Origin of the sequence: Pseudomonas sp. NFACC45, assembly GCF_900113505.1 — a bacterium.
In the GTDB taxonomy this organism is placed as follows: domain Bacteria; phylum Pseudomonadota; class Gammaproteobacteria; order Pseudomonadales; family Pseudomonadaceae; genus Aquipseudomonas; species Aquipseudomonas tehranensis.
Window position 1 is genome coordinate 96,676 of record NZ_FOPO01000009.1, and the last position, 20,501, is coordinate 117,176.

10 protein-coding genes and 4 tRNA genes are annotated in these 20,501 nt (G+C 59.6%); 2 read left to right on the top strand and 12 right to left on the bottom strand.

Going from position 1 to position 20,501, the window contains the following annotated elements; translation table 11 throughout:
* Positions 1-60 precede the first annotated feature (60 nt).
* From BM132_RS17595 to BM132_RS17615, 5 genes are all read right to left on the bottom strand, one after another.
* A complete protein-coding gene (locus BM132_RS17595; RefSeq protein WP_092457295.1) occupies positions 61-507 on the bottom strand; it encodes a hypothetical protein in 447 nt (148 codons plus the stop codon).
* The gene (locus BM132_RS17600) at positions 504-9,623 is read right to left on the bottom strand and encodes a two-partner secretion domain-containing protein (RefSeq protein ID WP_256244277.1); all 9,120 of its coding nucleotides are present in this window, start codon (positions 9,621-9,623) and stop codon (positions 504-506) included. The genes BM132_RS17595 and BM132_RS17600 overlap by 4 nt, the downstream gene beginning before the upstream one ends.
* 45 nt (positions 9,624-9,668) lie before the next feature.
* Entirely contained in the window at positions 9,669-10,187 is a 519-nt protein-coding gene (locus tag BM132_RS17605) for a toxin-activating lysine-acyltransferase (RefSeq protein WP_092457298.1), read from the bottom strand.
* Positions 10,188-10,196: 9 nt separating this feature from the next.
* A complete protein-coding gene (locus BM132_RS17610) occupies positions 10,197-11,891 on the bottom strand; it encodes a ShlB/FhaC/HecB family hemolysin secretion/activation protein (protein ID WP_177218185.1) in 1,695 nt (564 codons plus the stop codon).
* Between the two features lie 331 nt (positions 11,892-12,222).
* Positions 12,223-12,299, bottom strand: a tRNA-Arg gene (locus BM132_RS17615).
* A 525-nt stretch (positions 12,300-12,824) separates the two neighbouring features.
* On the opposite strand from BM132_RS17615, the gene BM132_RS17620 reads away from it, so the two are divergent.
* Entirely contained in the window at positions 12,825-13,151 is a 327-nt protein-coding gene (locus tag BM132_RS17620) for an Arc family DNA-binding protein (protein WP_010226671.1), read from the top strand.
* A gap of 121 nt (positions 13,152-13,272) precedes the next feature.
* On the opposite strand, the gene mgtE is transcribed toward BM132_RS17620, so the two are convergent.
* Entirely contained in the window at positions 13,273-14,715 is a 1,443-nt protein-coding gene (gene mgtE / locus BM132_RS17625; protein WP_092392955.1) for a magnesium transporter, read from the bottom strand.
* Positions 14,716-15,037: 322 nt separating this feature from the next.
* Here mgtE and BM132_RS17630 point away from each other — a divergent pair, with 322 nt between their 5' ends.
* Positions 15,038-15,541: a cell envelope protein SmpA gene (locus tag BM132_RS17630; RefSeq protein ID WP_092457304.1), complete on the top strand. Its 504-nt coding sequence runs from the start codon at positions 15,038-15,040 to the stop codon at positions 15,539-15,541.
* A gap of 40 nt (positions 15,542-15,581) precedes the next feature.
* On the opposite strand, the gene BM132_RS17635 is transcribed toward BM132_RS17630, so the two are convergent.
* The 6 genes from BM132_RS17635 to alaS all read right to left on the bottom strand — a co-directional run bounded on the left by BM132_RS17635 (position 15,582) and on the right by alaS (position 20,396).
* Positions 15,582-15,658 (bottom strand) — tRNA-Arg (locus BM132_RS17635).
* Between the two features lie 72 nt (positions 15,659-15,730).
* Positions 15,731-15,807, bottom strand: a tRNA-Arg gene (locus tag BM132_RS17640).
* A gap of 108 nt (positions 15,808-15,915) precedes the next feature.
* Positions 15,916-16,006: transfer RNA gene (locus tag BM132_RS17645), tRNA-Ser, on the bottom strand.
* Between the two features lie 62 nt (positions 16,007-16,068).
* Positions 16,069-16,257, bottom strand: coding sequence for a carbon storage regulator CsrA (gene csrA / locus BM132_RS17650; RefSeq protein ID WP_003178872.1), 189 nt, complete (start codon positions 16,255-16,257; stop codon positions 16,069-16,071).
* A gap of 183 nt (positions 16,258-16,440) precedes the next feature.
* Complete coding sequence (locus tag BM132_RS17655) at positions 16,441-17,682, bottom strand: aspartate kinase (protein WP_092392961.1); 1,242 nt, start codon at positions 17,680-17,682, stop codon at positions 16,441-16,443.
* An 89-nt stretch (positions 17,683-17,771) separates the two neighbouring features.
* Positions 17,772-20,396 carry an alanine--tRNA ligase gene (gene alaS / locus BM132_RS17660; protein WP_092457307.1) on the bottom strand — a complete coding sequence of 875 codons (2,625 nt, stop codon included), beginning with the start codon at positions 20,394-20,396 and terminating at the stop codon, positions 17,772-17,774.
* Between the last annotated feature and the right edge of the window lie 105 nt (positions 20,397-20,501).

Here is a 20,501-nt window from a genome sequence, read left to right on the forward strand (position 1 = left end):
TACTGACAGTACCGAAACAAACGTGCGCCGGGTATCAGCCAAAGTAAAAACATCTACCAATTAAGACTCTGGCAAGACCGAAAGTACGGATTTAAAAATATTAGCCCCATCATCAACCGCTGATGATGCCTCATATATTGCTTCAGCCGCTGCCATAAGCGAATCATCTCCACCGGCTAAGGACAGCGCCGATACAGCGCGTGCCTGGCTAAATATCTGAAGGACTCTTACATCTAAGTTCTGCCCCTCTTCCATACTGTCTTGCAAGTCAAAATACCGCTCGTCTAACTGCGCAGCCAAATCATCTAGCCCAGAAACCTGTTCAGTCGTAAGCTTATTACCAAGACATAGTTCCCTAAGGGATTCAACAACAATAGGCACGTCTACTGGACAGGCCTGAAAAGCAAGCTCACAGGCTACTTTTACCGCATTTCGTCGCTGCTCTTCACTGGCGACTTTTAGCTTTTCGACAAGGTTTTTCTCAACCATCTCTAAACGCATAATCATTGCTTAACCTTTGGCGGTGGTTTTAATGGTGTTGACACATTGGCCCCTGTCGGCTCAATCACATTCTGACATGATACACAGACAGGCCGCGTGGCACCAATATCAACAACTTTTAGTCCGTTAGCGTTGGCATAATTGACAATATCTGCTTCTGCGTGACCAGTTCCAACAACTATTTTTTCACCTTCTTGCAAGCTCACTCCAGGACGAAGATAGCCACGAGGTTCACTTGTACTGATTAGAACAGAGCGAACACCATTCGCATCCTCTACCACAGCAACCCCCATAGTTATTCGACCTTGAGAGTTCGCAGGTATTTGTGACTGAATTTCACTTACACGATTTTGGATAAGGCTCGATGGGTTGTCATAGGCAAGACCTCGCTCTAGAGTTGGACCTGCGCCTTTTCCTCCAACACTGTACTCCCCAGGATTCTCAACAACCTTCCCATTAAAAGTGGTCGTGCCAGGGCCATACCCCCCCTCAAGCTTTCCGCTATACGCCCCCTCTACACTGCTCCAGTTCATCGGCTTACCAGCCGACGCTTCAGCTTTGGCAATTTTGGCCATATCGGCCATCTTTTCAAGCCCTTCGGCCCCCACCTTGATCCCGGCTTTCGCCAGGGTCACGCCGCCCTTGGCCGCCGTCCCCACGCCCGTGACGATGGTGCCGACTTGCCAGACCAATTCGCCAATATCCTGGCCCAGTTGCACGGCACGGTCGTCGCCGCCGTGTTCCAAGGCGTCTTGAATGCGCACGATTTTGGCGTTGGCGTCATTGATCAGGTTGTCGCCTAGTTTCTGGCGGGCCTCGGGGTCGTCGATCAATGCTTTGATACCTTTGATCCCTTCAACCGGATTAAGGAGGAATTGCGCCAACCCTTCAACGTCGCTCCAACCCGCCTGCGCCAGGCCCTTGCCGATGCCGAATCGGGTCAGGACTTCTTGTTTTTGGTAGATGTACGCCCACTTGGCAACCACCTTAGTTTTGCCCACCAGATCAGCCTCGCTGTACTCCTTCTCCGCCTGAACCAATTGCTGAGTCGCCAGCCAGTTGTTGTCCACCGCTGCGCCCGCTGCGGTGTTGGCGGTGGTGGCGTCCACTGAAGCGCTGTTGGCCGCCAGCCCAGTGACGATGCTGACAATCAGGTTACGCTTGGCTTCGCGCTGGGCTTCGCTTTCATCGGGGCTGGCTTCGGAGAACAGGCCGGTGAGCAGGCTCGACGCCGCCGCGCCTGCCGCACCGCTGCCGCAGCTCTGGCTGCTGGCGGCGGCACCTGCGCAGGCGACGATGCCGTGCAGGGCGGCGTGCAGTGGCGAGCCTTCGGTGAGTTTGCCGTCTGCGACGAGATCGCCGATGTAGCCGGCGCCCCGCTGTTGCACGTAATTGACCACCAGCCCCTGAACGAAGGCGCCGTTGCTGCCGCTGATGTTGCCGCTGGCCGCGCCCACCAGCGCGGTGGTGATCTGGCGGTAGGTACCGCCCGCGCCCCAGTTGTCGGCGATGTCTCGGGCTTGCGCCTTCAACTGCCGGGAGCTGTTGAGCAGCGCCAGGCGTTCGGTGTCGGTCAGTGGGGCCTTGGGATCCAGCGCCTTGGTCTCGGCCTCCTCGGCCTGTTGGCGCTTGCGGTCGACTTCCTTGGCCTTGTTGGCGAGCAAGGTGCTGGCTTCATTGGCGAACGCCCCTACGATCTCGAAACCGGCACGGATTTCGTCTTCGTCGAAAATCGGCTTGAGCGCGTTGCTGGTGTCACGGTCGCTGGACACGTCGCGGTTGAGGCTGGCGACGGTTTGTTCGCCATTCTGGCCGGTGCGTTTCTGTTGCTCGGCGTCGTTGCTGATGACAATCGTGCCACCACTGATGCCGCTGCGGGTGACGCTGCTGGCGTCATCGCTGGCGCTGATGGCGATCGGCATCGTGGCGCCGAACTCATTTTCATTCTTCGGCAGGTCGGTGCCTGGGGTTTGCTGAGCGCCGGTCTGGGCGTTGCCCTGCTGGTCCTTGCCGACTTCCCGATAACCGCCGCCGACGCTGACAGTGCTGGCGTCGTACTCGGCTTTGTTCTTGATGTCGCGGCTGGTGAGGCTGGCGGTGACCAGGCGATTTTTGCCGTCCTGCACGGCCTTGTCGCTGCTGGCGATGACGCCGCCGACCAGGTCGGTGTTGCCACCGACACGAATATCGAAACCATCGTCCCCGGCCTTGATGCCCGATTGCTCGGTGACGCTGGCGTAGTTGGAGTCGATATCCGTGGCGCCGAAGCTGCCGCTGGCGCCACTGATCGTACTCAGACCATAGCAGAACGGCGGAATGCACAGGCTGATGCCAACGCCCAGGCTCTGTTCATCGACCTCGTAGGTGTTGGTGTCTTGCAGGCTTTCGATGTTCAGGTCGCCGCCGATATCGGCCAACACTTGTTTTCCGCTGGCCACCGCGCCTTTGAGATTAGTGTCGCCGCCGGATGACAACAGCAACTGGTTACCCGCCTCGACGTGGGTGTTGGTGTGGGTGAGTCCATCGCCGTCCGCCTGGCCACGGCTGCCGGACGCGCCCAGGTCCAGCGTGAAGCCGTTACGAGCGCCAATGGAGAAGCCGATACCGATGCTGGCGCTGGTGCCTTTGCTGTCGGTGTCCTGTTTGTCCGTGTTGCGCGCCGCAAGCAGATTGATGTCACCGTCTGCCAGCAGGCTGGCGTTGCGTCCGGCCTTGATATCGCTGCCTTGTATGGTGATGTCACTGGCGGCGCCGGCCCCCGTGGCCCGCAGGCGGATGTCGTTACCGGCGAGCATGGTCGAACTGGCGGCGCTGTCGCTGACATAGGTGGTCGTGCTTTCGTTCTTCTTGGTGCCCAGCGACAGGCTGATGTTGATACCGCCCGCAGCGCCGGGATCCATCGCCACGGCGGTGGCGGCGTTGTGGGTTGCCAGCACGGCGGTGGCAGCGGCCAGCGCTTTCATGCGCCCGTCGTCGGTTTTTTCCGACGCCTGTTTCATCTGCTGGTTGGTCTGGATGGCGCTGATCACCGGGTTGGTCACGGTCAGGGTGAACCCGGTCTGTTTGAACAGCGTTTCACGTTCGCGCTGACTGGTGTTGCGCGCTTCGACGATGTCGAGGGTCTGCGCCGTGACGTCGATGTTGCCTTGCGGGGCCGATACCTGGCTGCCGACCTGACGATAGCCCTTGCCGGCTTCGATCAGTACATCGCCAGTGGTCGAGCCGACGGTGCTCGCCACCGCCGTGTGTTGCGTGGTGAGGTCTTTGACGCTTTGTTGCTGGCTGCCCATGGTGACGGCGATGCCACCGCCGCTGAACAGACCGCTTTTCTTCACCGACTTGTCGTGGCGTTCGTTGCTGCTGTCGGTGGCCGCTTCAATGTTGACGTTGTTGTCCGCCACCAGAACGGTCTGGCTGGTGGACACTACATTGCTGCCCTTCAGATTGATGTCGCGACCGGCCTGTACATAGGTCTGCTCGCCACTCAGGGTGGTGCCTTCGGCCTGGGTCTGACTGACAGTGTCGCGGGTCGTGGTGGTTTTGCTGGAGAGCCACCCGCTGCTGCCTTTGACCTTGTGCGCTTCGTCGGCAAATTGGTAGTTCTGGCCAGTGCTCAGGTTGACGTCACGCTTGGCCTCGGCAAACACCGCTCCTTGCTCGCTGGTCACGCGAGCAGCCCGCGTGTTGAGGTCCTGGCCCGCGCTCAGACGCACGTCGCCCTGCCCCTGTACCAGCGAACCCGCTTCGGTCCGGCTTTCGTCCTTGCGCCAGTTGCTGCTGTCCCAAGTCAACGACTGCTGATGGGCCTCGCCAACGGTGGCAAGATTGATGTTATTGCCCGCCTCCAGCGATGTGCTGCCGCCCTTGCCGGCGTTGACGACTTGGGCGCCGGTGAGGTTCAGGTCCTTGCCGGCACTGACGCCCATCGTGCCCTGGGCGCCGCTGACAAACAGCCCGGCCACCCGTGACAGGTTGGTGCGGGTGCCTTGATCACTGCTGCTGTCTCGAGTGCTGGAGACGACGTTGATGTCTTGCCCGGCCTTGAGCGACAGGCTGTCCACGGCACCGATCAGGCCGCCGAGGTTGTTGAGGTTTTCCCGTGCAGTGAGCGAGGCCTTGTCGGCCTGGATCCGGCCACCGAGGTTTTCGATGTTCTGCGCCGTGATCGCCATGACGCTGCGCCCGGCCAGGCTGCCGCTGTTGATCAGGTCGCCGGCGATGTTCAGGTTCAGTTGTTGCCCGGCAATCAGAGCACCGGAGCCATTGAGGTCGCCTTCCTGAACCCGTACGTACACTTGCGGCACCAGCACGTTGCGGGTTTCACCGTTGGCGAGGGTGACCTGCTTTTGCACCAGCCAGACGATGTCGCTGGTCAACTGCGCCATCTGCTCGGAGGTCAGGGCCACACCGGGGACCAATTGCCACTGGCTGGCGACGGTGACGGCGTTGTCGATCAGCGCCCGGTACTGCATTTCGTCATTGGCGTAGCCATCGAGGAAGCGGCGACCGGTGAGTTGCGCGATCTGTTCACGAATCAGCTTCTGCTCGTAGAACCCGTCCCCCAAACGTTGCTGGGTCAGTGCCGGGTCGACTTGCAGGCGTTGCAGCATGTAGTCCGAAGACAACCAGGTGCGATAGCTGGCGAAACGCGGGTCGGTTTCGATCAGGTAGCCGTTGCTGTTCTGAGGCGTGGTGTTGAACAGGCTGTTGTTCGGCAGTTCAAGGGACGGCCCACCGCTGCGAATCTGCTCGGCGACGCCTTTGGTGTTCAGTGTGGTTTGCGCGGCGACCTGAACGATGGGCGCCACTTGATGGGTTCTGCCGACCGGGGCGCTGACTGCCCCCGTGCCAGTGATTTGATCACTGACACTCTGAGTCGCGCGGGCGCTGATCTGGGTGCCGCTTCCGTTGCCGGCGGTATTCTGGGCAAACACGGTGGGCTGCAGGGAGATGTCCTGAATCAAAGGTGCTGGCGTGTAGGCCGTGACGGTGGTTCCCTGCCTGTCGCGGCCCTTGCGCTGCATGCGAAAGAAGTGGCTGGCGGTGCCGCTGTCGGAAGTGGTGCGCTGGCCGGACAATTCGGTGTTGGTCAGGCTGACGATGTCGGCCTGCAACAGTCCACCGGCAATGATCCGGCTCTTGTCGTTGAGCACATCATCTGCACTGATCTGCATCGTCCCGCCAGACAGGATCTGTGCCGGCGCCGAGGTGGCGATCTGGGTTTCGCGCACCACGCGGGTGTAGTCGTAGCGGTTCCAGTTGTCCCGCCGCCCCTCCGGGGTGTTCAGGTAAAGAACCTCGTCGTGGCTCAAGGAGATCTGATCGCCCTGATAGCGGTTCGACGAACCGGTGAGCTGGAACTCTTGCAGGGCGGTGCGGCTGACCTCCACCTCCTGGGTACTGAAGTGTTCGTTGGTGTTGCGCACACTCTGCACGTTCAGCGACAGGTCGCCGAGGGCCTCGATGGTCGCACTGGCGTTGGTCAGCAACTGAGCGCGATTCTGGGCTTTGTCGTTGGCGTCCAGCGCACCGCCGATGGCCAGGTTGCCGGCGCTGAAGATCAGCGCCTGTTCGCGGTTGTCCAGGGTGCCAGCGCCGATGTCGAGCGACTCGCGGGCGGCGATAGTCGCGGCGAGTCCGTTCTCATCGCGGTTGCTCAGTGCCGAGGTGGCGATCGCCAATCGATCACCGTACAGACGCCCGGTGCCCAGGTTGTTGAGCGACAGCGCTTGCACACGCACTTGCTGACCGTCGATCAGGCCTCGGTTGGTCAGGCTGTCGTTGACGATCAGGCGAACCTGACCGGCGTTGATCTCGCCGTTGGCGGCGTTGTCCAGCGTCTGCGAGCGCACCAGCAGGAGATTGCCTGCCAACAGTTTTCCGCTGTTGTTGAAAGCGCCCTCGGTGCTCAGGTCGATCTTGTTATTGGCCTGGATCTGTCCACTCAGGTCCAAGCCACTTTGCAGGCTGAACGTCAGGTCGCCAAGGCTCAGGGCGCGGCCGGAACCGCTGTAATAGGCCGCGTTGAGGGATAACAGACTGCCAGCAAGCAAGGTACCGTCGAGGTTGTGCACCGCCTGGCGCCGTTGCGTCGGGTCGCGATCAGTGATGGTCAGGCCGGCCCCTGACGAGATCAGTCCACTCTGGTTGTCCAGCGTCTGGCTGACGCCAATGGACAGGCCTTGGTCGGCGCGCACAGCACCGCTCTGGTTGCCGAAGGTGTCGACTGCCAGGCTGATGGCACGACCTTCAAGGCCCTGATTGACGCCTTGGGTGGCACTGTTATCAAGCACGTTGGCGCTCACCTTCAGTGTTCCCGCGCTGCGTATCAATCCGCCCTGATTATTGAGCGTATCAGCCAGTATCAGGTCGACATCGCCGAGGCCTTGGAGCTGGCCGCCACGGTTATCCAGCCGGGCGCCTTCGACGCTTACGGTTTTCTCACCAATGATCTGGCCACCGCTGCTGTTGCCCAGGTCGGTGGTCTTCAGAACCAGAGCGCCCTTGGCCCCGAGGAAGCCGCTACTGTTGTTGAAGTTGGCAGTGTGGATCTGCACGTCACCCTGCCCACTGATGCCTTGGGTGGTGCCCGATTGAATGTTGTTCAGCGCCTGGCTGCCGGTGTCGATGAACAGCTTGCCCTTGGCCTGGATCAGGCCCGCCGCGTTGCGCAGCTCACCACTGCGCAGGTCGAGTGTCGCACCGGCATTGAGCGTGCCCTGGCTGTTGTCCATCAGCAGACCGTGGCTGTCCAGGTCCAGGGCCTGGCCACTGATGACCCCGCCCTGGTTATTCAGGCCCTGGGCCGACAGCTCGATATCGCCCAGCGCTTCAAGGCGCCCGCCGCTGTTGTTCAATGCATCGGCCGAGACACTGACCAGCAAGCCGGACTTCACCGAGCCCAGCACGCCATTGGTGTTGTTCAACTGCCCAGCGATAATCTCCATGCGCTGGGTAGCAGCGAGCGTGCCGCCGATATTGTTCAAGCGGTCGAACTCGGCGTGCAGCTCACCGCCGGCACTCACCGTGCCTTGGGTGTTATCCAGCGCCTCGCCGCTGACCTTTGTCGCACCGCCGGCGGCCAGCGTCCCACCGCCGTTGTTGATCTCGTTGTCAGCCGTGACGGTCAAGGCACCGTTATTGGTGGCGAGGACTTTGCCGCCCTGGTTGTTCAACGTACCGACCTTCAGGACCACCGCCGCGGGAGCGCTGACTTGCCCGGCCTGATTGTCGAAACGTTCACGGGCAGTGACCTGTAAGGGCTGCGTGCCGGTCTGGATAATGCGTCCGCGTTGGTTGGACAAGGTCGTGGTGTCGAGCGTGATCTGTTGGCCTTGGGTCAGGCCATCATCGACCACCGCCTCGCGGGCCTTGACGCTCAGCTTGCCATTACTCGCTAAAGTGCCTTTGCTGCCGGCCAACTGGTCGGCCTGGATGTCCAGGATGCCTTTGCCGGCGTGCTCGACCTTGCCGTTGCTGTTGTCGAGGCGATTGGCTTCAAGCTTCAGGTTCCCGGCATTGGAAGCGATTCGCCCACGACTGTTGTCGAGCGTGGCGGCGGCCTTGATCGACGTGTCGGCGGTGCCGGTCTGCACCAGCTCACCGCCGACATTGGAAACATCGCGGGCGCTCAATTGCAGATTACCGGCGTTGACCTTGGCCGCATCGGTGCGCAGGGTCTTGGTCGCTTTGGCGGTCAACACCTGGCTCGCATCGACTTGACTGCCGCTGAGGTTGGCGTCGCCGCCGCTGGCGGTCAGGGTGACATTGCGACCTCGGGTCTGGCTGCTGCTCAGGTCCAGATCAGCAGCCTCGACGCTCACATCGCCAGCGGCGACGTTCTGACCTTGCGCCTTGATCGTGGAAGCCTTGAGCGTGAGGTTGCCGCTGCTGCCCAGCTTGCCGTCCGCATCGACGCCCGCTGCCAGGCTCGAGGCCGTGGTGCTGCGAATGTTCTTGGCGGTCAGCGTCGTGTGGGTCTGGCTGGCAACGGTGCCGCTGTTGTCGATGTCACCGACGCTATCGAGGCCCAAGTCGCCCTTGGCGTAGAGCGTGCCACTGTTTTCAACACTGCCGGCAGTGATTTGGGTCGCCGCTGCGCTGCTGATCGCGCCCTGGTTTTGCAACTTTCCGTCGGCGCTGATCACCACCTCGCCAGCCATGGCGCCGATCTGCCCGGCGTTGCGCACACCGACACCGGATTCGGTGCCCACCAGCATGATTTTCCCGGCGTACATGCCGCCGAGCTTGGCAACGTCGATGGCAACGGTGGGTTTGTCTTCCTCGGTGCCTGGCAGCGGCGTGGCCTGGGTGTTGTCGGCATTGACCTGATTACGTCCGGCGGTGACCTTCAAGTCGTTGGCCCACACCCCGGCGTTGACCTGCACCGAGCGAGCAATCAGGTCCGTGTAGTCGGTCTCGCGGGCATCCAGGCCTTTGCCTTCGATATTGATGGTGCCGCCCTGCACGGTGTAACCGGTGATGCGACCGTTCTCCAACTGCGCCCGACCGGTGCTGAGGGTGGCCCGGTCGGCGTTGATAAAGCCGCAACCGTTGCAGGTGATACCGGACGGGTTGGCGATCACCACTTCGGCGCGTTGGCCGGCGACTTCGACGTAGCCACGTAACTGACTGGGATTGCTGGCGTTGACCTCGTTGAGGATCACACGTGCACCACCATTGCCCAACATGGGATTGCCTTCAATCCAGCCGCCCAGCTTCGTCTGACTGTTGGCTGCAGCGTTGTTGAGGATCACGCCACGGTTGTCGACGTCGAACTGCTTGTAGGTGTTACGCGAAACACCGGCGGCGCTGGGCGCACGGATGTTCACCTGCGGGGTGCCGTTGGCGCTTTCGATCACCATAGGGCGTTGACCGGCCGGAGCACCGGGGTCGGCGACGATGGTGCCGGCCCAGACCGGCGCTACGCTCAAGGACACCAGCCCGATCGCTGCCATCAGCGCAAAGCGCAATGCCCCGAGCGTCGCCGTGCACTGCGGCGCACCGGCGATCTGGCCGGAACGGGTTCCCGGTGCCTTGACCTGGCCCGTGACATTTTCCGCCACCACCATCAGCAGTCCGCGGGCCCTGTTGAAAACGATTCGGTACAAATGTCTGTTCATTGCAATTCCATTTGCGGTGACTGTCCGCAAGTCCAGAGGTTGGGGTTACGGTGCAGTTGCCAGCGGATGAGCGGCAAACCAGGCCTTGGCCTGTTCAGGGATGACGCCGATCCCTTGGAATGTCTTGACCCGCAGGCCGCGCTCGTCGCCGCGGTGATAGAGGGCACGGGCGCAACGATTGGTGAACAGGTGGCGCTGTAGCAACCGGCTCAATGCCGCCGTGTGGCCAAAAGGCGCAACCCAGTCGTTGAACCAGAGGCGCTCGCCACAGTTCCAGTCGGCTTCAGTCAGGGCCAGCGGCGACTGCTGCAAATAACGTCGCTCGGCGGCCTCGTCGAAGTTGAGCCAGGACAGGTAGAACACGGGCTTACCGTGCTCACTGCCAAGCACGAACTGACGATGCTTGAGAGCGGGCAACAACAGCGTCGGCAGGCTATGCAGTGGTGCATCGCGATGGGCTTTGGAGTGCATCCACAGCCACGTGGCGGAGCCCAACACGGCGGCTTCATTCCAGGGTTCGTCGATCAGGCCGGGGGCAATAATGTCTAGCGTTTCGAACTGCATGGATTCACCTCAGAATGACCAGATAACACTGAAGGCACTGGTCACGTTTGCCGTTTCGAAGCCATCGGGTTTCTTCAGCGGCGTGCCCAGCGACCAGTCATAAGACAGGCCTTTGTAGCCGCCACGTATGCCCACCACGGCACCCGCCAGACGCTGGCCGATCAGGAACTCACTGGCCTGGCCGCTGACTTCGCCATAATCGATACCGGTGTAGAGCTCTTGGCCGGTCTGGCCCAAAGACAGGCCGACTTCATTGCGCAAGGTCCAGCCACGGTCGGCGGAAAGAATGTTTTCACCATCGAAACCGCGCACGCTGTAGCGCCCCCCGATCGAGAAACGGTCCTGGGGCACCAGGGGTGTACGATTCCACTGCGCACGCCAGCCGCCGATGTAGCGCAGACGCTGCTTGCCCACCACGAACGGCACCTGTAATTGCGCGTCGGCGGTGATGATCTGCGAGCGTGAAGTGCCGGCATCAAAATCTTCCTCGGGCGCTTTGAGCGAGTCATGAGCACCGGTGCCGCGACGATAGGCGGCGCCCAAATCGAGGATCGAAGCACCGATGAACTCGCGATGGTTCAGGCCGAACTGCCAACCGGCCATGCGTCGTTTCTGGTTGCCGATTTCGGTGTCGTCGATGAAGTTCTCCGACGAACGCGTCCACAGGCTGCCCCAGGCCGAGGTCTTGCGAACGGCATCGCGGTAAAGCAGACGTGAAAGGCGCACCTCGTTGTTGCGACTCTCGCCACGGTACTGATAGGTCTGGGTGGCGCCGGCGACAGACTGTTCGTAATCGTATTCACTGCTGGTAAAACCCAGCTGCCAATAACCGAACGGCAGCGAGTAATGCAGGGTGCTGCCATCGGAGCCGCGCTGACCGGACTCGCCACCGCCCAGGTCATGGTTGACGCTGGCGTAGAACAGGTCGTTAAGCGACAGCAGATTGTCGAGGGACAACGAGACGTTGCCTTGGTATTTACCGGTGGTCTTGCTGCCGGAGTTGTCCACCGACAAGCTCACGCGAGCCGGAAACCGTTGACTCCAAGCGATCACTACGTCGCTTTCACCGGGCTTGGCGTCGGCAGCGCGGGCAGGCGCAATCTGGATGTCGGCCTCGGCGGTGGGTACGCGTTTGAAGTTCTCCAGCGCCTGTTCGATATCGCGCAGGTTGAGCAGATCACCGGGATTGGCGGGCATCGCATTCCAGGCATTGGCGCGGGAGCTGGTGCCCTCGTCGAAACGAATCTCGCGAATGCGCCCCGGCACCAGAGTCAGTACCAGAATCCCACTGTTCAGATCCTGGGCTTCAGCAAGCACGCGAGTCGTGACGTAACCGGCTTCGATGATCGCATTCTGCATGCGTTTCATCGTCAGGTTGATCCCGGCGCCGCCCAGACAACGGCCTATGGCCGGGTCATGCTTGGGGTTGGCGGCGCGCAGCACCCACTGAAATTGCTCCGACGCCTCACCGATCAGGCGGATATCGTTGATGGCAAAACAAGGGCTTTCCTTGTCCGGCAACCGTTCGGCACCCTCGGTCACCGGCGCCGCCTGAAGGCGTACGTCCGGCCGAGACTCCAATTGGTCACGCAGAACGCGCTCGCGCTCACGCTGGCGCAGCAACTCCTCTTCAGGCCCGGCCGCCTGTGCAACGCCTCCAGCCGTCACCGTCCACGCGGCTACTAAAAGAAGCGCGAAGCGCATGGCGTTCTGTGGAAATGAACGGGTCCCGTCGACAAGAAGGCGAGCGCTGCTCGGTTTACGCGTTCGGCTGGGTGCGGCTGGGTGCATGTCACATCCTTGTGGCCTGAATCAAAGACACGGTGGGTCAGACCGCCAGGGATGGCAGTGGCACCGACTCAGATAAATAAAGAGGTACGTGTCCGCTCGTAGCGAAGGAAAAGTCCTACAACGTACCGAGACGCTCAGATAGCAAAGGGGGGGATAAGTTTCACGCGCCCGAATGAGTCGATACAGATTCGTAGAAAAATGGGGACGCAGTCACAGCTTTGAGGAAATGGAATTGATTGGAAGGTGGTGTCCCAGGGCAGGTTCGAACTGCCAACCTTCCCCTTAGGAGGGGGATGCTCTATCCAATTGAGCTACTGAGACACAAGTCGACCACGAGAAACGCGGTGCGTTGGACGGCGTGCATGTTAACGGTCAGCCTGGCGTTTGTCATGTCGTCCATGGCTTTTTAAGTGTAGACAGATGTACCGCTCACCAAGCCCCCATTGAAAATCCCGGACCGGGCTGCCGCTTATCTGGCCCACCCTGCTCATTCTAGTAAATCGGCAAATTGCCACTATCCTGTACAATACAAGGACAGCACACGCCTCTGCCCCCTTCTGCGCTTATCCGCCAGACGGTATGGCACATAGACACGATGCAGTGGTCACAAGATGCGAACCTGGGAATTTTTCAAACCAGTCCGCATTTTTGATGAAGGGTACTGGCATAACGCCTTTACGCGGATCAATATTTGTCACAGAATTGGCGCCAATGATCTGGCAATTTTGAGGCATGATGCGGGCCTCTTAACAATTCAGGTTGAACATTTGGCTAAGGGGCTTGTCCTATCGACATCCTGCGGCCAATCCCGAGAACCGCTCCCCTGAACTAACCGGTTAAATAAATATGCGCCCAATGAAACAGGCAATTTATTCCAGCCGTACGGCTGACAAGTTCGTCGTACGTCTGCCAGACGGAATGCGGGAACGCATTGCCGAGGTGGCTCGCAATCATCACCGCAGCATGAACTCCGAAATCATCGCGCGCCTTGAGCAAAGCCTTATTCAGGAAGGTGCGTTGGGTGAAGAGCTGAGCATGCGGCTGGACAGCCCAGAGCTGTCACTGCACGAACGCGAGCTGCTTCAACGCTTCCGACAACTCTCTCATCGCCAGCAAAACGCCCTCGTTTCGCTGATTGCCCATGACGCAGAAATGGCCGCAGACGCGTCCTGATCGCCCCCAAAATGTTAAAGCCAGCCTTGTGCTGGCTTTTTTTTGCCTGGAATTTGGTGACTGAGATTTCTGACGCCCACGAAAAAGCCCGCCAAATTGGCGGGCTTTATTGATGCGCGAATCAGAGCAGGAAAATCGTTGCCAACCCCAGGAAAATGAAGAACCCGCCACTGTCGGTCATGGCGGTAATCATCACGCTGGCCCCCATGGCGGGGTCACGCCCCAATCGAGCCAGGGTCATGGGAATCAATACCCCCATCAAGGCCGCCAACAACAAGTTGAGCGTCATCGCGGCGGTCATCACCACACCCAGCGACCAACTGCCATACAGCAGATACGCCACCACGCCGATCACCCCACCCCAAACCAGACCGTTGATCAAGCCCACGGCCAGTTCCTTGCGCATCAGTCGCGAGGTATTGCCGGTACTGACCTGGTCCAACGCCATGGCGCGGACGATCATGGTAATCGTCTGGTTGCCGGAGTTGCCGCCAATCCCCGCAACGATAGGCATCAACGCCGCAAGGGCCACCAGTTTTTCGATAGAGCCTTCGAACAGACCGATGACCCGGGAGGCGATAAAAGCCGTGATCAAATTGACCGCCAACCAGGCCCAACGGTTACGCAGGGACTTCCAGACCGAGGCGAAGATGTCTTCCTCTTCGCGTAGACCGGCCATGTTGAGGACTTCGCTTTCGCTCTCCTCACGAATCAGGTCGACCATTTCGTCGATAGTCAGACGGCCGATCAACTTGCCGTTCTTGTCGACAACGGGTGCAGAAATCAAATCGTAACGTTCGAACGCCTGGGCCGCATCGTAGGCATCTTCATCCGGATGAAAACTCACCGGATCGCTGGCCATGACCTCGGCCACCTGCTTTTCCGGATCATTGACGAGCAATCGCTTGATAGGCAGCACGCCCTTAAGCACACCGTCGTAATCGACTACAAAGAGCTTGTCGGTATGTCCCGGCAGCTCCTTGAGGCGGCGCAGGTAACGCAATACCACTTCAAGACTGACATCCTCACGGATGGTCACCATCTCGAAGTCCATCAGCGCACCGACCTGCTCCTCGTCATAGGACAACGCCGAACGCACGCGCTCGCGCTGTTGGCCGTCGAGGGTTTCCATCAGTTCGTGGATAACGTCCCGTGGCAATTCGGGCGCAAGGTCAGCGAGTTCGTCGGCGTCCATTTCCTTGGCCGCCGCCAGCAGTTCGTGATCATCCATGTCAGCGATCAGGGTTTCACGAACCGAGTCGGACACTTCAAGCAGGATGTCACCGTCACGATCCGCCTGGACCAACTGCCAGACCGTCAGACGCTCTTCCAGCGGCAAGGCTTCAAGGATGTAGGCGACGTCGGCGGAGTGCAGGTCATCGAGCTTGCGTTGCAGCTCGACGAGATTCTGCCGGTGGACCAGGTTCTCGACCAGGTCGTGATGCGGGCCTTCCTGGCGATGTGTCAGGTCTTCGACCACCCGCTGGCGATGCAGCAGCTCAACGACTTGAGCAAGGCGATCCTGAAGGCTTTCCTGCGTTTTCTTTACTTCTATTTCGGTCATAGGCGAACTCCACTCCCAGCAGTGGAGCACGCCGGAAGGATCAATCAGTCAGTTCATGATTGGTGAAACGGGATATTGAGTAACTACTGGGTAAGTCCATGGGATATTCCACAAGCCCCGGCGGGGCTGACGGGCGCAATCATACACCGCTTGACGCTTTAAAACGTTAAAAAATCATGGCAAGAACAAGCGCTTGCGAGACATACCTGAACGCAGATTGAACCTCTATGCCTACGACGACTTATCCTGAAAAGAAAACACACGCCCTGGTAAAAATGTAGCGACTACCCTTCTGTTCTTCACCGTCAAGGAGGACGTCAGGATGCCCGTCAGTCATTACCTGTTTTTACTCGCTGCCCTGCCCTGCCTGCCCTTGGGAGCTGCCGGGCAAAGCGTGCATCGCTGCGAAAGTACCGCTGGGCACGTAACCTTCACCACCCTGAGTTGCCGACCAGGAGAAACCTTGTCACTTCAGCAGGTCCATCCGACCAGCCCAGGGACGATCCAGCCGCTGACAGAAACCCTGCTGCCCGAAGCGGAGGTTCGGCAAACATCTGGCAACAAAACCAACCGCAAGGAACCGACTGTTGTCGGTCAGCTTGAAGACAACTGCACGAATCTGCTCAACCCTAGGCAACGCCGCGAAGCGATCATAAACAGGCGAATCGTGAGCGGCATGAGCCAGCAGGACGTGGAAAGCGCTCTGGGCAGACCCGACTCGGTCAAAATCAGGAACTCCAGCACCCGATATACCTACAAAGCGAAAAAAGGTCGCAGCGCAGAGATCGTGTTCGATGAGAAGGGGTGTGTAAAAGGCAAATCGTAGACAGCAAAAAGCCCGCGTTAAACGCGGGCTTTTTGGTGTTTGGTGCACTCGACAGGATTCGAACCTGTGACCGCTCGGTTCGTAGCCGAGTACTCTATCCAGCTGAGCTACGAGTGCAGATTGTGGTTTTATACCAGATCACAACTGGTTGAAGCCAAGTTATTTGCATCACTGCAAACAACTCTTAAATGGTGCACTCGACAGGATTCGAACCTGTGACCGCTCGGTTCGTAGCCGAGTACTCTATCCAGCTGAGCTACGAGTGCATTTGTTGCCGCGCATTATAGGTCGCCGAATCTTTTTGTAAAGCGCTTTTTTTCAGTAATTACAACAACTTACCGATAAAGCCAGATTACGTCGCACTAAATAAATAATGGCGGAGAACGGGGGATTCGAACCCCCGACACCCTTTTGAGGTGTACTCCCTTAGCAGGGGAGCGCCTTCGGCCACTCGGCCAGCTCTCCGCAACACGGGGCGTATATTAACCACCTTCATCCCCGTTTGCAAACATAAAAAACGATAAAAATTAATGGCTTGGTTCGTCGTCCTTCTCTTTCTTGATACGCAGGTAAATTTCCTCTCGGTGCACCGCGACCTCTTTCGGGGCGTTGACGCCAATACGCACTTGATTTCCTTTGACGCCGAGCACGGTCACGGTGATTTCGCCATCGCCAATAATCAGGCTCTCTGCGCACCGACGAGTCAGAATCAACATACCTTTCTCCTCACGCAATTCAGTTCAGGGACAACAGTCTGCAAAAAAAAGGCGTAGGCCCTACAACCGAAACGGTCGCAGCCTACAAGCCTAGTATTGACCAGCGCGAGCAAAAGAACAGTTTTGGAGCGCGCCTTTCAGAAAAACAAAGGGCGCGGTAAACCGCGCCCCCAAGACAACGCCTTACTCGCCCTGTCGGGCAGCAGCGTCGAGTTCGAAAGCCGTGTGCAGGGCGCGCACGGCCAGCTCCAGGTACTTCTCTTCGATGACCACGGAAACCTTGATTTCCGAAGTAGAGATCATCTGGATGTTGATGCTTTCCTTGGCCAGGGATTCGAACATACGGCTGGCCACGCCTGCGTGAGAACGCATGCCGACACCGACGATCGAGACCTTGGCGATCTTGGTATCACCCACCACTTCTCGGGCACCAATCTCGTCAGCCGTCTTTTTCAGCACAGCTTCCGCGGCCTGGTAGTCGTTGCGGTGCACGGTGAAGGTGAAGTCGGTGGTGTTATCGTGCGCGACGTTCTGCACGATCATGTCGACTTCGATGTTCGCGGCACTGATCGGGCCGAGAATCTTGAACGCCACGCCGGGGGTGTCTGGCACGCCACGGATGGTCAGCTTGGCTTCATCGCGGTTGAAAGCGATGCCGGAAATGATCGGCTGTTCCATGGATTCCTCTTCATCAATAGTAATGAGGGTGCCCGGACCCTCTTTGAAGCTGTGCAGAACGCGCAGCGGAACGTTGTACTTGCCGGCGAATTCGACGGCCCGGATCTGCAACACCTTGGAACCGAGACTGGCCATTTCCAGCATCTCTTCGAAGGTGATCTTGTCCAGGCGCTGAGCCACAGGCACCACCCGTGGGTCGGTGGTGTAGACACCATCCACATCGGTGTAGATCTGGCATTCGTCAGCCTTGAGTGCCGCCGCCAGCGCCACGCCCGTGGTATCGGAGCCGCCACGGCCAAGGGTGGTGATGTTGCCGTGCTCGTCCACACCCTGGAAACCGGCGACCACCACCACGCGACCGGCCTTCAGGTCACCGCGAATTTTCTGATCGTCGATCTGCAGAATACGCGCTTTATTGTGCGCACTGTCCGTCAGGATACGAACCTGATTGCCGGTATAGGACACTGCCGGCACACCCCGCTTGATCAGCGCCATCGCCAGCAAGGCAATGGTCACCTGCTCGCCGGTGGAAACGATCACGTCCAGTTCACGCGGAACCGGTTGCTGCTCGCCGCTTATTTGCTTGGCCAGATCGATCAGACGGTTGGTCTCGCCGCTCATTGCCGACAACACAACCACCAGGTCATCGCCCGCTTCACGGAATTTCTTAACCTTGTCGGCGACTTGTTCGATTCTCTCGACAGTGCCGACCGAGGTGCCTCCAAATTTCTGTACGATCAAAGCCATTTCAAAGCCGCCTCTGCCCATGAAGGGCGCCCAATAATCACTCAACAGCGGCCGGGCCCGCGACTAGACCACGCGCCCGGAACGCTGCCTTAAATACCCTGCTCTACAAATGCAACGGTCTGGGCCAGTGCCGCATCCAGGGCGCTGGCGTCGGTGCCGCCGCCTTGCGCCATGTCCGGACGACCACCGCCCTTGCCGCCCACTGCCGCAGCGGCCTGCTTCATCAAATCACCGGCTTTGAGTTGGCCAGTCAGGTCTTTGGTCACGCCTGCGACGAGAACGACCTTTTCCTCATGGACACTGCCGAGCAGGATCACTGCGCGGCCGAGTTTGTTTTTCAGTTGATCGACCAGCGCCAGCAGTGCTTTGCCATCCTGACCGTCAAGACGCACGGCCAGCACTTTCACGCCTTTGACGTCCACGGCCTGGGCCGACAGATCGTCGCCCGCGGCGCTGGCAGCCTTGGCCTGCAACTGCTCGAGTTGCTTTTCCAGCAGACGGTTGCGCTCCAGCACAGCCGAGAGCTTGTCGATCAGGTTGTCACGGCTGCCCTTGATCAGGCTCGCCGCTTCCTTGAGTTGTTCTTCGGCGGCGTTGAGGTACGCCAGGGCCGCCGCGCCGGTGACCGCTTCGATGCGGCGCACGCCGGAAGCCACGCCACCTTCGCTGATGATTTTCAGCAGACCGATATCGCCGGTCCGGTTGGCGTGGATACCACCGCACAGCTCCACGGAGAAATCGCCGCCCATGCTCAGCACGCGCACGCTGTCGCCGTACTTCTCGCCGAACAGCGCCATGGCACCCTTGCGCTTGGCGGTCTCGATGTCGGTTTCTTCGGTTTCAACCGGCGAGTTCTTGCGGATCTCGGCGTTAACGATGTCCTCCAGCGCCTTGAGCTGCTCAGGCTTGATGGCTTCGAAATGGCTGAAGTCAAAGCGCAAGCGCTGACTGTCGACCAAAGAGCCCTTCTGCTGAACATGCTCACCCAGTACCTGACGCAACGCGGCGTGCAGCAAGTGCGTAGCCGAGTGGTTCAGCGAGGTGGCGTGACGAACCTCAGCATCGACATGAGCCGCTACCGGAGCGGCAATCATCAGGCTGCCCGACGCCAATACGCCGTGGTGCAGGAACGCGCCACCGGTCTTGGTGGTGTCACGCACATCGAAACGCGAGTTGCCGGCCTGCAGGTAACCGCTGTCCCCGATCTGCCCGCCGGATTCGGCGTAGAACGGCGTCTGGTCCAGTACGATCACCCCTTCCTGACCTTCGCTCAGGATGTCGACCGACTGCCCGTCCTTATAGATAGCCACGATCTTGGCAGAGCCGGTAGTGGCGGCGTAGCCGGTGAATTCGGTGGCCACGTCTACCTTGACCAGGCTGTTGTAATCCATGCCGAAGGAGCTGGCGGAACGCGCACGCACTCGCTGGGCTTCCATCTCGCGCTCGAACCCTTCCTCGTCGAGGGTCAGGTTGCGTTCGCGGGCGATGTCGCCCGTCAGGTCCATCGGGAAACCGTAGGTGTCGTACAGCTTGAACACGACATCGCCCGGTACCACGTTGCCCTTGAGCTCGGCCAGATCCTGCTCGAGGATCTTCAAACCCTGCTCCAGGGTCTTGGCGAACTGCTCTTCTTCACCCTTGAGCACACGCTCGATGTGCGCCTGCTGGGATTTGAGTTCCGGGAAGGCCTCACCCATTTCGGCCACCAGGGCCGCAACGATCTGATAGAAGAAACTGCCCTTGGCGCCCAGCTTGTTGCCGTGACGGCAAGCGCGACGAATGATCCGGCGCAGCACATAGCCGCGGCCTTCGTTGGACGGCAACACGCCATCGGCAATCAGGAAGCCGCAGGACCGGATATGGTCGGCGACCACTTTGAGCGAAGCCTGATTGTCGTTGCTGCAACCGATGGCCTTGGCCGAAGCGCTTAGCAGGCTCTGGAACAGGTCGATTTCGTAGTTGGAGTGAACGTGCTGCAGCACCGCACTGATCCGCTCCAGGCCCATGCCGGTGTCGACCGACGGCGCTGGCAACGGATGCAACACACCATCGGCGGTGCGGTTGAACTGCATGAAGACGTTGTTCCAGATCTCGATATAGCGGTCGCCATCTTCTTCTGGCGAGCCGGGTGGGCCGCCCCAGATGTCGGCGCCGTGATCGTAGAAAATCTCGGTGCAAGGGCCGCATGGACCGGTGTCGCCCATGGTCCAGAAGTTATCGGAGGCGTAAGGCGCGCCTTTGTTGTCGCCGATACGCACCATGCGCTCGGCCGGAACACCGACCTCTTTGGTCCAGATGTCATAAGCCTCGTCATCGGTGGCGTAGACCGTTACCCAGAGCTTCTCCTTGGGCAGATTCAGCCACTTGTCGGAGGTCAGGAAGGTCCAGGCGAAGGTGATGGCGTCGCGCTTGAAATAATCACCGAAACTGAAGTTACCCAGCATTTCGAAGAAAGTGTGGTGACGAGCGGTATAGCCGACGTTTTCCAGGTCGTTGTGCTTGCCGCCGGCGCGCACGCATTTCTGGCTGCTGACGGCACGGGTGTAGGCACGTTTTTCCTGGCCCAGGAAGCAGTCCTTGAACTGGTTCATCCCCGCGTTGGTGAACAGCAGGGTCGGGTCGTTGCCCGGAATCAAAGAGCTGGAGGCTACTCGGGTGTGGCCTTGCTCTTCGAAGAAGCGAAGGAAGGCTTCACGGATTTCTGCGCTTTTCATTAGGTTCTTCCACGGAGGCTGCGGCCAAAGGCCTGTGCAAAACGTCAACAGACGAAGCAACGGCAAAGGGCCGCATTATATCGGCCCTTCGCCTGGGGTACAGCG

What these genes read in the sequence shown, in the direction of transcription:
- BM132_RS17595 (WP_092457295.1), bottom strand. Translation starts at nt 507, where the DNA reads ATGATTATGCGTTTAGAGATGGTTGAGAAAAACCTTGTCGAAAAGCTA.
- BM132_RS17600 (WP_256244277.1), bottom strand. Translation starts at nt 9,623, where the DNA reads ATGAACAGACATTTGTACCGAATCGTTTTCAACAGGGCCCGCGGACTG.
- BM132_RS17605 (WP_092457298.1), bottom strand. Translation starts at nt 10,187, where the DNA reads ATGCAGTTCGAAACGCTAGACATTATTGCCCCCGGCCTGATCGACGAA.
- BM132_RS17610 (WP_177218185.1), bottom strand. Translation starts at nt 11,891, where the DNA reads ATGCGCTTCGCGCTTCTTTTAGTAGCCGCGTGGACGGTGACGGCTGGA.
- BM132_RS17620 (WP_010226671.1), top strand. Translation starts at nt 12,825, where the DNA reads ATGCGCCCAATGAAACAGGCAATTTATTCCAGCCGTACGGCTGACAAG.
- mgtE (WP_092392955.1), bottom strand. Translation starts at nt 14,715, where the DNA reads ATGACCGAAATAGAAGTAAAGAAAACGCAGGAAAGCCTTCAGGATCGC.
- BM132_RS17630 (WP_092457304.1), top strand. Translation starts at nt 15,038, where the DNA reads ATGCCCGTCAGTCATTACCTGTTTTTACTCGCTGCCCTGCCCTGCCTG.
- csrA (WP_003178872.1), bottom strand. Translation starts at nt 16,257, where the DNA reads ATGTTGATTCTGACTCGTCGGTGCGCAGAGAGCCTGATTATTGGCGAT.
- BM132_RS17655 (WP_092392961.1), bottom strand. Translation starts at nt 17,682, where the DNA reads ATGGCTTTGATCGTACAGAAATTTGGAGGCACCTCGGTCGGCACTGTC.
- alaS (WP_092457307.1), bottom strand. Translation starts at nt 20,396, where the DNA reads ATGAAAAGCGCAGAAATCCGTGAAGCCTTCCTTCGCTTCTTCGAAGAG.